The 9,935-nt window shown below is 73.0% G+C and carries 10 protein-coding genes, 1 tRNA gene and 1 other RNA gene; 5 read left to right on the top strand and 7 right to left on the bottom strand.

Translation table 11 applies throughout. The annotated features are described in order from the left end of the window. On the top strand, positions 1 to 799 hold a 799-nt coding region (locus IEX42_RS11925; RefSeq protein ID WP_373286190.1), incomplete at its 5' end, for a hypothetical protein. 12 nt (positions 800 to 811) lie between these two features. Here IEX42_RS11925 and IEX42_RS11920 read toward each other — a convergent pair. From IEX42_RS11920 to IEX42_RS11895, 6 genes are all read right to left on the bottom strand, one after another. Then, positions 812 to 1,855, bottom strand: a complete 1,044-nt coding sequence (locus tag IEX42_RS11920) for an aspartate-semialdehyde dehydrogenase (protein WP_188779963.1) — start codon at positions 1,853 to 1,855, stop codon at positions 812 to 814. Continuing rightward, complete coding sequence (locus IEX42_RS11915; protein ID WP_188779962.1) at positions 1,852 to 3,135, bottom strand: aspartate kinase; 1,284 nt, start codon at positions 3,133 to 3,135, stop codon at positions 1,852 to 1,854. The genes IEX42_RS11920 and IEX42_RS11915 overlap by 4 nt, the downstream gene beginning before the upstream one ends. Positions 3,136 to 3,196: 61 nt before the next feature. Beyond that, the gene (locus IEX42_RS11910; protein WP_188779961.1) at positions 3,197 to 3,793 is read right to left on the bottom strand and encodes a DUF5063 domain-containing protein; all 597 of its coding nucleotides are present in this window, start codon (positions 3,791 to 3,793) and stop codon (positions 3,197 to 3,199) included. 22 nt (positions 3,794 to 3,815) lie between these two features. Then, positions 3,816 to 4,412: a recombination mediator RecR gene (recR, locus tag IEX42_RS11905; protein ID WP_188779960.1), complete on the bottom strand. Its 597-nt coding sequence runs from the start codon at positions 4,410 to 4,412 to the stop codon at positions 3,816 to 3,818. Between the two features lies 1 nt (position 4,413). Beyond that, positions 4,414 to 4,827: a YbaB/EbfC family nucleoid-associated protein gene (locus IEX42_RS11900; protein ID WP_188779959.1), complete on the bottom strand. Its 414-nt coding sequence runs from the start codon at positions 4,825 to 4,827 to the stop codon at positions 4,414 to 4,416. Positions 4,828 to 4,888: 61 nt separating this feature from the next. Further along, on the bottom strand, positions 4,889 to 7,126 hold the full coding sequence (locus tag IEX42_RS11895; protein WP_188779958.1) for a DNA polymerase III subunit gamma and tau: 2,238 nt from the start codon (positions 7,124 to 7,126) through the stop codon (positions 4,889 to 4,891). Between IEX42_RS11895 and bla the strand changes: the two genes are divergently transcribed. Continuing rightward, positions 7,125 to 8,021 (top strand): class A beta-lactamase, encoded by an 897-nt coding sequence (bla, locus tag IEX42_RS11890; RefSeq protein WP_188779957.1) that lies wholly within the window; start codon positions 7,125 to 7,127, stop codon positions 8,019 to 8,021. The genes IEX42_RS11895 and bla overlap by 2 nt on opposite strands. A gap of 15 nt (positions 8,022 to 8,036) precedes the next feature. Here the strand turns inward: bla and ffs are convergent. Beyond that, positions 8,037 to 8,127: signal recognition particle sRNA small type (gene ffs, locus IEX42_RS11885), an RNA gene on the bottom strand. An 84-nt stretch (positions 8,128 to 8,211) separates the two neighbouring features. On the opposite strand from ffs, the gene IEX42_RS11880 reads away from it, so the two are divergent. The 3 genes from IEX42_RS11880 (at position 8,212) to IEX42_RS11870 (ending at position 9,914) form a co-directional block, all read left to right on the top strand. Next, positions 8,212 to 8,299 (top strand) — tRNA-Ser (locus IEX42_RS11880). A 74-nt stretch (positions 8,300 to 8,373) separates the two neighbouring features. After that, positions 8,374 to 9,147 (top strand): ABC transporter ATP-binding protein, encoded by a 774-nt coding sequence (locus IEX42_RS11875; protein WP_188779956.1) that lies wholly within the window; start codon positions 8,374 to 8,376, stop codon positions 9,145 to 9,147. Continuing rightward, positions 9,144 to 9,914, top strand: a complete 771-nt coding sequence (locus IEX42_RS11870) for an ABC transporter permease (protein ID WP_188779955.1) — start codon at positions 9,144 to 9,146, stop codon at positions 9,912 to 9,914. The genes IEX42_RS11875 and IEX42_RS11870 overlap by 4 nt, the downstream gene beginning before the upstream one ends. Positions 9,915 to 9,935: the final 21 nt, after the last annotated feature.

Raw genomic sequence — 9,935 nt, 5'->3', positions numbered from 1 at the left:
GCCCGAACCGAGCGCAGCGAGGGAGGACGTCGAGACCACCCCCACCGACGCACCCGCCGACACCGAGCTCATCGCCCCCGCCGACGACACGCGCGTCCTACCCCCGACCGAGGCGAGCGCTGAGGACGACGACACCCCGGCCCCGCCCGAGGCCGCCGCCCCCGAGTCCTCCGAGCCCCGGCCGACCCTCGCCGGCCACTTCCGGCGGCGGCGCTCGAAGCAGCGCGCGGCGGACCCGGCTCCCGACCCGACCCCGGACGCCGACCTGGACGCCGACCCCGCGATCTGGGAGCCGAGCGGCCGGGCCACGGAGGAGCCGGCACCGAGCGAGGCAGACGTACGCCGCCCCTCGCCGCTGCAGCGCCTCGCCGACGTACGCCTCCCGGCGCTGCCCGGTCACCTCGCGGCCGCGATCACCGGCGCGGTCACGGGCCTGGTCGGCGTGCTCCTCGTGATCCTCGCGCAGGTGCTGACCGAGGCGATCCGCGGCACCGACAACGCCGGCGCGGCGGGGATCTTCCTGGTGATCGGGATCATCGCGCTGAGCGTCGCCGTCGGCGCAGCCGTGCTGCGCGCCTGGGGTCAGACCGAGACGCTGAGCATGTCGTTCCTCGGCGTCGGGCTGGTCGTCGTGGTCGTCATGCTGTTCCTGCTGCCGGTGATCTTCAGCTGGGTGATGATCCCGGTGGTCCCGGTGCTCGGCGCCGGCACCTTCGCGCTGAGCTGGTGGGTGAGCAACCGGATGGGGCCGGAGGCGAACCGGATCAACGACGAGCGGTGGCCGGAGACGCACCGCTGAGGCGGCGCTCCCCTAGAGCTTCGCCGCCACCAGCTCCGCGATCTGGACCGTGTTCAGCGCGGCCCCCTTGCGCAGGTTGTCGTTGCTGATGAACAGCGCCAGGCCGCGGTCGTCGGGCACGCCGGGGTCGGTACGCAGGCGGCCGACGTACGACGGGTCCTTCCCGGCGGCCTGCTGCGGCGTCGGGATGTCGGCGAGCTCGACACCGGGGGCACCGCCGAGGATCTCCCGTGCCCGCTGCGGCGTCATCGCCTCGGCGAACTCCGCGTTGATCGCCAGCGAGTGACCGGTGAAGACCGGGACCCGCACGCAGATCCCGCTGACCGCCAGCTCGGGCAGGCCGAGGATCTTGCGCGACTCGTTGCGCAGCTTGTGCTCCTCGTCGGTCTCGTCGAGGCCGTCGGGGACGATCGACCCGGCGAGCGGGACGACGTTGTACGCGATGGGGCGCTGGTACTTCACCGGCTCCGGGAAGGCGATCGCCTCACCGTCGTACGCCAGCTCGCGCGCCTTGTCGCCCGCCGCGGCCACCTGGCCGGCCAGCTCGTCGACGCCGGCGACGCCCGACCCGGACACCGCCTGGTAGGTCGAGGCGATCAGCCGGGTGAGACCGGCGGCGTCGTGCAGCGGCTTGAGGACCGGCATCGCCGCCATGGTGGTGCAGTTCGGGTTGGCGATGATCCGCCTGCCCGACAGGGCGAGGTCGATGGCGTCGGGGTTCACCTCGCTGACCACCAGCGGGACCTCGGGGTCCATCCGCCAGGCCGAGGAGTTGTCGACCACCACGACGCCGGCCTCGGCGAAGCGCGGCGCGAGCGCCTTCGACGCGGTCGCACCGGCGGAGAACACGGCGATGTCCAGGCCGCTCGGGTCGGCGGTCTCGGAGTCCTCGACGGTGACCTCGCGGTCGCCGAACGGCAGCACGGTCCCGGCGGACCGGGCCGAGGCGAAGAACCGGATCTCCTCGACGGGGAACTCGCGCTCGACCAGGATCTGGCGCATCGCGACACCGACCTGCCCGGTGGCACCGACGACACCCAGACGTACGCCGCTCATCGGCCGGACCCGCCGTACACGACCGCCTCGACCTCGGAGGAGTCCAGGTCGAAGGCGGTGTGGGCCGCGGCGACCGCGGCGTCGACGTCGGCCTCGTCCACGATGACCGAGATCCGGATCTCCGAGGTCGAGATCATCCCGATGTTGACGCCAGCGGCGGCGATCGAGGAGAAGAACTTGGCGGTCACGCCCGGGTGCGAGCGCATGCCCGCCCCGACGAGGGAGACCTTGCCGACCTGGTCGTCGTAGAGCAGCGACTCGAAGCCGATCTCCTCGCGCAGCTCGGCCAGGGCCTGCATCGCCGCCTGCCCGTCGCTGCGCGGGAGGGTGAAGGAGATGTCGGTACGGCTGGTCGCGACCGCGGAGACGTTCTGCACCACCATGTCGAGGTTGATCTGGGCCCCGGCCAGCGCCTCGAAGACACGGGCGGCGAAGCCGATCTTGTCCGGCACCCCGGTCAGGGTCACCTTGGCCTCGGAGCGGTCGTGGGCGACCCCGGCGATGATCGGTGCTTCCATGCTGGCCTCCTGGTGGGCCTCGTCGGTGATGCTGCCCGCGACGACAGTGCCCTCGAGGCGGCTGAACGACGAGCGGACGTGGATGGGGATGTCGTAGCGGCGGGCGTACTCGACGCAGCGCAGGTGCAGGATCTTGGCGCCACAGGCGGCCATCTCCAGCATCTCCTCGTACGTCACGCGGTCGAGCTTGCGCGCGGACGGCACGATCCGAGGGTCGGCGGTGAAGACCCCGTCGACGTCGGTGTAGATCTCGCACACCTCGGCGTCCAGCGCCGCCGCCAGCGCGACGGCGGTCGTGTCGGTGCCGCCGCGCCCGAGGGTGGTGATCTCCTTGGTGTCCTGGCTGACCCCCTGGAAGCCGGCCACGATCACGATGTGGCCCTCGTCGATCGCCTTGGAGATGCGCCCCGGCGTGACGTCGATGATCTTGGCCTTGCCGTGGACGGCGTCGGTGATGACGCCGGCCTGGGAGCCGGTGAAGGACTGAGCGGTGAAGCCGAGGTCGGCGATCGCCATCGCGACCAGTGCCATCGAGATCCGCTCACCGGCGGTGAGGAGCATGTCCAGCTCACGCGCCGGTGGCAGGGGGCTCACGCCCTCGGCCAGGTCGAGCAGCTCGTCGGTCGTGTCGCCCATCGCCGAGACCGCGACGACGACGTCGTGCCCCGCCTTGCGGGTCTCCACGATCCGCTGCGCGACGCGCTTGACGGCGGCGGCGTCGGCGACGGAGGAGCCGCCGTACTTCTGCACCACGATGCCCACGGGTGGACCAGCCTTCTCGACTCGGGGTTCTGCTGTGACCGCGGTCGATTCTACGAGGGGGTCAGCGGGAGGGCGGTGCGCTGTCCAGAACCGAGGACGCCACGTCGACCAGCTCGTCCTCACCCTCGATCTCGGCGTCCAGCGCCGAGTGCGAGACGACCGAGAGCAGCGCGTTGAGCGCGGCTCCGGCGAGGTTGCCCCACGAGCTGACGTAGGAGAACTGCCACCACCACAGCGCCTCGCCCACGTCGCCGTTGCGGTAGTGCCGCAGCCCGTTCTCCAGGTCGGCGACCATCGTCGCGAGGTCGTCGGAGAGCTGGCTCTCCACGATCTCGGGCTCGTAGGGCTCGAAGACGAAGCTGTACGTGTCCACGTCGCCCAGCAGCTCGGCCAGCCGCAGCCGCAGGTCGTCGACGTCCGCCTCGGGCCCCACGTCGGGCTGGAAGCGCTGGCGCGGCGTGAACTCGCGCTGCGCCCCCAGCCGAGCGCCCGTCAGCAGGACCTGGCTGATCTCGACCAGCAGCAGCGGGACCGCCGTGCCCGGGGTCGCCTCGCGGGCGATCGCTCGCAGCGCCTGGAGGAAGTCCGCCACCGAGGCGGCGACCTCCTCGGCCAGCTGGCGCGACTCCGCGTCCAGCGCCGTCTCCCCTTGCGTCACCGTGTCCTCCTCGCCGCGTCGCTCACTGGGCTGCCCGACGTCCCGCGAACGCTCGGCCGAGCGTCACCTCGTCGGCGTACTCGAGGTCGCCGCCCACCGGCAGTCCACTGGCCAGTCGGGTCACCGTCAACCCCATCGGGTCCAGCATCCTTCGGAGGTACGTCGCGGTGGCGTCGCCCTCGATGTTCGGGTCCATCGCCAAGATGATCTCCTGCACCACCGAGTCGTTCAGCCGTGCGAGGAGCTCGCGGATCCGCAGCTGGTCGGGGCCGATGCCCTCCATCGGCGAGATCGCCCCGCCCAGCACGTGGTAGCGGCCGCGGAACTCGCGCGTGCGCTCCACCGCGACGACGTCCTTCGCCTCCTCGACCACGCAGATCACCGCGTCGTCACGGCGCGGGTCCCGACAGATCCGGCACTGCTCGTCCTCGGAGACGTTGCCGCAGATGCTGCAGAAGCGCGCCTTCTCCTTGACCACGAGCATCGTCTCGGCGAGGCGGCGCACGTCGACCGGGTCGCTGGCCAGCAGGTGGAAGGCCAGCCGCTGGGCGCTCTTCGGCCCGACCCCGGGCAGCCGCCCGAGCTCGTCGATGAGGTCCTGCAGGGCGCCTTCGTACAACCTAGAAGCCGATCCTGGGTCCGCCACCGCCGGGCAGCTCGCCCGGCGCGGCACCCGGGCCGGCGTCGCCGAGGCCGCCCGTGACGTCGCCGAGCCCGCCGGCCAGCGGTCCGAGCTTCTCCTGGGCCAGCGCGTCCGCCCGCGCCTTGGCGTCGCGGTAGGCGGCGACCACCAGGTCAGAGAGGTCCTCGAGGCTCTCGGCGTCGGAGCCGTCGAACGTGCCGGGGGTCAGGCGTACGCCGGTCAGCTCGCCGGTGCCCTTGACCGTCACCGCCACGCCGCCGCTGCTGCCCTCGACCTCCGCCTCGGCCAGCTCCGCCTGCGCCTGCGCCAGGGCCTCCTGCATCTGCTGGGCCTGAGCCATGAGGGCGTTGAGGTCGAAGCCCTCGCCGAACGGGTTGCCAGTGTCGGTCATGGTGCCTTCCGGTGCTGATCGGGACAGGTGCGTCCCGGGTCGGGGTCTGGTCGAGTGTGGCTCATTCGTGCGGGATCTCCTCGATCACCGTCGCACCCAGCTCCCGGGCCAGCAGCTCGGCCCCGCTGACCGAGCTGTCGTCGGCCGCCGGGTCGGAGGGGTCCCAGTCGGAGTCGGCAGGGCCGTCGTCCTCGCGCTCGCCCGGCGCGGGGCGATCGCCGTCCGGCCGTCTCGTCGGCTGGATGCCGGCCCGGGCCTGCTCGGCCGCGGGCGACGCCGGCGGCGCCGACGTCGGCACCGGCCTCGGTGCTGCTGTCGACGGCTGAGTCGGATCTGCGGGTGGCTCGCGGTCGCCGACCGAGGGCCGGGTGACCACCGGGGCCGGCTCGGCCCCGGGCTGGACGGAGGGGTCGGTGACCCCCTCGACCTTCCAGTCCGCGCCGACCTCGTCGATCAGTGCCTGGCGGAGCAGCTCGTCGTTGCCGCCGTCGAAGAACCGGTCGTGCGCCCCCGCGCTGCGGAACCCGAGCGTCAGCGTCGTCCCCTCGACCCCCACGACCTGGGCGTTCTGGCTGAGCAGGATCCAGGTGAAGCGCCGGGCCTCGGCGACCCGGTCCAGCAGCGCGGGCCAGATCCGGCGTACGTCGGCCAGCGTCAGGCCGGGGGCAGCGACCGTCGTGGTCTCGGCAGGCTCGACCTCCGGGGGTGGCGGGCTCGGGTCAGCCGGCGGGCTGCTGGTCTCGACGGGCTCGACCGCCGTGGGCCGCGGCCCACGGTCGGGCTCCGTGGGGTGCGAGCTGCTGGTCTCGACAGACTCGACCTCCGGGGACTGCGGACCGGGGTCAGCCTCCGCGGCTCGCGGCTCGCGGTCGGCTGCTGGGGGACGCTCGACGTCGGGGCGCCGCTCGGGCTCGGGTCGGCCCTCGCCCCAGGGGCGCGGGTCGGGCCCGTCCTCCTCCGGCGCCTCGTCGGCGAGGATCGGGGCCGGGTCGGGCTCGGCGGCGGGCGTACCGGCAGGACCCTGGGCCGCCACCACCGGGGGCGGCTCGGCGGCGCGGGCGGGCTCCATCGCCGCACGAGCGGCCGCGGCACCGGACGGGGCGGGCATGCCGCCCGGGCTGACCCGCCGCTCCAGCCGGTCCAACCGGGCCGCGAGCCCCTCGGACCCGTGGTCGGCGCCCGGCAGCAGGACACGGGCGCAGATCAGCTCCAGCAGCAACCGCGGTGCGGTGGCGCCGCGCATCTCGGTCAGCCCGGCGGCCACGAGGTCGGCGGCGCGCACCAGCTCGGCCGCGCCGAACCGCGCGGCCTGGTCGACCAGACGCTGGGTGGAGTCCTCCGGACCGTCGATCAGGCCCGAGGAGGCCGCCTCGGGCACCTGGGCCACCACGACGAGGTCGCGCAGCCGGCGCAGCAGGTCCTCGGTGAACCGTCTCGGGTCCTGCCCGGCCTCGATCACCTTGTCCACCACGCCGAAGACCGTGCCGCCGTCGGCCGCGGCGAACGCGTCGACGACCTCGTCGAGCAGGTTGTCGGGCGTGTAGCCGAGCAGCCCGGTCGCCAGCTCGGTGGTCACCCCGTCGGGACCGGCGCCGCCGAGCAGCTGGTCGAGCACCGAGAGCGTGTCCCGGGCCGAGCCGGCGCCGGAGCGCACCACCAGCGGCAGCGCGGCGGCGTCGATGCGTACCCCCTCCTGCTCGCAGAGCGTGGCGAGGTACGCCGACAGGGTGCGCGGCGGGATCAGCCGGAACGGGTAGTGGTGGGTGCGCGACCGGATGGTCGGGAGCACCTTCTCGGGCTCGGTGGTCGCGAAGATGAACTTGAGGTGCGGCGGCGGCTCCTCGACCAGCTTCAGCAGAGCGTTGAACGCCGCCGAGGTGACCATGTGCGCCTCGTCGATGATGTAGACCTTGTAGCGGTCGCGCACCGGAGCGAAGTAGGCCTTCTCCCTCAGGTCGCGCGCGTCGTCGACACCGTTGTGCGTCGCCGCGTCCATCTCGATCACGTCGATCGACCCCGGCCCGCCGCGCGCGAGGTCGCGGCAGGACCGGCACTCCCCGCACGGGTCGGGGACCGGCGCTCTCTCGCAGTTCAGCGCACGCGCGAGGATCCGCGCACTGGTGGTCTTGCCGCAGCCGCGCGGGCCGGAGAAGAGGTACGCGTGGTTGACCCGGTTGGCCGCCAGCGCCGCCCGCAGCGGCTCGGTGACGTGGTCCTGGCCGATCACCTCGGCGAAGGTCTCCGGCCGGTAGCGGCGGTAGAGCGCGAGGGAGGGTTCCACGATCTGCACACTAGTCATGACCACCGACAACCAGCAGGGGGAGGAACCGATGGGCTCCATGACACGGAGGACCGCGCTGCTCGGCTCCGGAGGGGTCGCCACGGCGCTCGCCGCCGGGCTCGCCGGCACCGCCCGGGCCGGCGCCGCCGTACCGACCACAGCCGCGGAGCTGGAGGCGACGTACGACGTCACGCTCGGCCTGTGGGCCGAGCGCCTCGGGTCAGGGCGCCGGCTGACGCACCGGCCCGACCGGCGCTTCCCGATGCTCTCCACCTTCAAGGTGCTGGCCGCCGCGGCCGTGCTGCGCACCGGGACCGACCTCGACGAGGTCGTGCGCTACTCCGACGCCGACGTCGTCGAGAACTCGCCGGTCACCGGCGAGCGGCGCCGGATCTCGTACGCAGACGCGATCGACGCCGGCCTGCGCTACAGCGACAACACCGCCGGCAACATCATGCTGGACCGGATCGGCGGCCCCGCCGGGCTCACCCGCTTCCTGCGCGACACCGGCGACCGCACCAGCCGGCTGGACCGCACCGAGCCGACCCTGAACGAGGCGCTGCCCGGCGACGAGCGCGACACCAGCACGCCCCGGGCGATCGCGGCGTCGTACGCGCGCCTCCTGCTGCGCGACACGCTCTCGGATCGGGACCGCTACCTGCTGCGCGCCGTGATGCAGGGGAGCACCACCAGCGTCACGAAGCTGCGCGCGGACCTGCCGACCGGCTGGTGGGCGGCCGACAAGACGGGCGGCGGGGCGTACGCCACGCAGAACGACGTCGGTGTGCTGTTCACCCCCGCCGGGGACCGGATCGTCTTCGCCGTCCTGACCCGGACCGACGACCCGGACCGCACCGCCGACCCGGCGCTGATGGTCGACGCCGGCCGGCTGATCGCGTCCCGACTCGGCTGAGGCGTCCGGGCAGAAGAAGGCCCCCCGCGCACCCGACAGAGCTTGGTTGCCCTTGCTGCCTTCCGGCCCTGGGGGAGTTCGCCTAGGTGTCGCCGCACGGGGGGTTGGCACGAGTGTAGGGAGCGTGCGCGGCGAGGGCCAACCAGCCACGATTCGGCGCGGGGCCGCCCGTGCCGGTAGCCTCTCCGGCGGAGGATTCGCCTAGTGGCCTATGGCGCTCGCTTGGAAAGCGGGTTGGGTTAACGCCCTCGCGGGTTCGAATCCCGCATCCTCCGCCATGCGGCCGCGGTTTCCCGCGACCGCGCGACGCCTGCTTGACCCTGACGCAGCGTCAGGGCCGCACGCTGCGGGCATGACCACCACCGCGGCCGTCGAGATCACCGGCCTGACGAAGGCGTACGGCCAGCACCAGGTGCTGACCGGCGTCGACCTGACCGTGCGTGCCGGCACCGTGCACGCCCTCCTCGGCGCCAACGGCGCCGGCAAGACCACGCTGGTGAGGATCCTCGCCACGCTGCTGCGCGCGGACGACGGTCACGTCGTCGTCGCGGGCCACGACGTCGCGACGCACCCGCGGCTCGTGCGCGAGACGATCAGCCTGACCGGGCAGTTCGCCGCCGTCGACGAGATCCTCACCGGCCGCGAGAACGTGTCGCTGGTCGCCCGGCTGCGCCACCTCCCCACCCCGGGGGCCGTCGCCGACGAGCTGCTCACGACGTTCGGCCTCGTCGAGGCCGGCGGTCGTCGGGCGTCCACGTACTCGGGCGGGATGCGCCGCCGGCTCGACATCGCGATGAGCCTGGTCGGTCGACCGGAGGTCCTGGTCCTCGACGAGCCGACCACCGGGCTGGACCCGCAGGCCAGGCACGAGGTGTGGCGGACCGTCCGTGAGCTGGCGGAGACCGGTACGACGGTGCTGCTGACCACGCAGTACCTCGAGGAGGCCGAGCAGCTGGCGGACCGCGTGTCGATCCTGCACCAGGGCACCGTGGCGGCCGAGGGCACCGTCGCCGACCTCAAGGCGCTGCTGCCGCCGGCCGAGGTGACGTACGTCGAGAAGCAGCCGAGCCTCGAAGAGGTGTTCCTGGCCGTCGTCGGCACGGCCAGGGCGGGGGCAGAGCGATGAGCGCGGCGTACGCCCTCGGTGACGTCGTCACGCTCACCGGCCGCTCGCTGCGCCACGTCACGCGCAGCCTGGACACGATCATCACCACTACGGTCATGCCGGTCGCGTTCCTGCTGCTGTTCGTCTACGTCTTCGGAGGGGCCGTGGAGGCCGGGTCGGCGACCGGGTCGTACGTCGACTACCTGCTGCCCGGCATCCTGCTGATCACGGTGGCGACGGGGGTGTCGTACACCGCGTTCCGACTCTTCGTCGACGTCAAGGGCGGGATCGTCGAGCGGTTCGCGTCCATGCCGGTCTCGCGCGCGGCGGTGCTGTGGGCGCACGTCCTCACCTCGCTCGTCGCCAACGCGCTCTCGCTCGTGATCGTGCTGGTCGTCGCGCTCGCCATCGGCTTCCGCAGCGGTGCCGGCGCCCTCGCGTGGCTGGCGGTCGCCGGGATGCTGCTGGTGTTCACCCTCGCGCTGACCTGGGTGGCGGTGATCCCCGGGCTGACCGCGTCGTCCCTCGACGGCGCCACGGCGTTCTCGTACCCGCTGATCTTCCTGCCCTTCCTCAGCTCGGCGTTCGTGCCGACCTCCGGCATGCCGGGACCGGTCCGCTGGTTCGCCGAGCACCAGCCCGTGACCTCGATCGTCGACACCCTGCGTGCACTGCTCGCCGAGCAGCCCGTCGGCGACGACGTCTGGGTGGCGCTGGCCTGGTGCGCCGCGCTGCTCGTGGTCGCGTACGTCGTCGCCGTGCGGCTGTTCACGCGGAAGCTGGGCTGACCAGTGCGGTCGGAGCAGGAT

Origin of the sequence: Marmoricola endophyticus (genome assembly GCF_014644415.1) — a bacterium.
GTDB lineage: Bacteria > Actinomycetota > Actinomycetes > Propionibacteriales > Nocardioidaceae > Marmoricola > Marmoricola endophyticus.
This window is presented reverse-complemented; position numbering and strand designations above follow the sequence as displayed.

Bases quoted from the DNA above. Each gene is read 5' to 3' on its own strand.
- IEX42_RS11920 (WP_188779963.1), bottom strand. From the start codon at position 1,855: ATGAGCGGCGTACGTCTGGGTGTCGTCGGTGCCACCGGGCAGGTCGGT.
- IEX42_RS11900 (WP_188779959.1), bottom strand. From the start codon at position 4,827: ATGACCGACACTGGCAACCCGTTCGGCGAGGGCTTCGACCTCAACGCC.
- bla (WP_188779957.1), top strand. From the start codon at position 7,125: ATGACCACCGACAACCAGCAGGGGGAGGAACCGATGGGCTCCATGACA.
- IEX42_RS11895 (WP_188779958.1), bottom strand. From the start codon at position 7,126: ATGACTAGTGTGCAGATCGTGGAACCCTCCCTCGCGCTCTACCGCCGC.
- IEX42_RS11875 (WP_188779956.1), top strand. From the start codon at position 8,374: ATGACCACCACCGCGGCCGTCGAGATCACCGGCCTGACGAAGGCGTAC.
- IEX42_RS11870 (WP_188779955.1), top strand. From the start codon at position 9,144: ATGAGCGCGGCGTACGCCCTCGGTGACGTCGTCACGCTCACCGGCCGC.